1 protein-coding gene is annotated in these 505 nt (G+C 64.0%); it reads right to left on the reverse strand.

Annotated features, from left to right (window positions below):
- Positions 1-505, reverse strand: a 505-nt coding sequence (locus IB252_RS29920; protein WP_225607660.1) for a DUF5801 repeats-in-toxin domain-containing protein, incomplete at both ends; no start/stop codon positions are given.

A 505-nucleotide genomic window follows, 5' to 3' on the forward strand; every position in this document is an offset into this window, starting at 1 on the left:
TCGAGGGTGACGTCACCGTTGGCGGCGACGCTGACCGTGAACACCAGCAGGTTGGTGGTGGCCGTACGGCCTTCGACTACACCGCCGTTGAGCGACAGGTTGACCGCTTCGCCGGTGGCCGTGTCGGTCAGCCCGGAAGCACCGGCCGTCATGCCCAGTGCATAGGTCAGCGTGCCGGCGCCATCAGCGCCAAACGCCGAGCTGAAGTTGGCGGTAAAACTCTGGGTGGCGTCGGTTGTCAGCACCGTTTCGTCTACCGTCAATATTGGCTCGGTGCCGGTGGTGCTGATGCTTGGCCCATCGTCCTCGAACACCAGGTTCTGGCCGATGTTGAGGGTCGCCTGGGCACTGTCACCGTCCTTGTCGGTGATGGTTGCCGTCAGGGTGACCAGATCGTCCGAGCTCAGGCTCGTCGCATCATCGGGATTGGTGGCATCGGGATGCACCACGGCGCGCAGCTGATCGAGGGTGACGTCACCGTTGGCGGCGACGCTGACCGTGAACA

The organism is Pseudomonas sp. PDM10 (assembly GCF_014852295.1).
Classification (GTDB): domain Bacteria; phylum Pseudomonadota; class Gammaproteobacteria; order Pseudomonadales; family Pseudomonadaceae; genus Aquipseudomonas.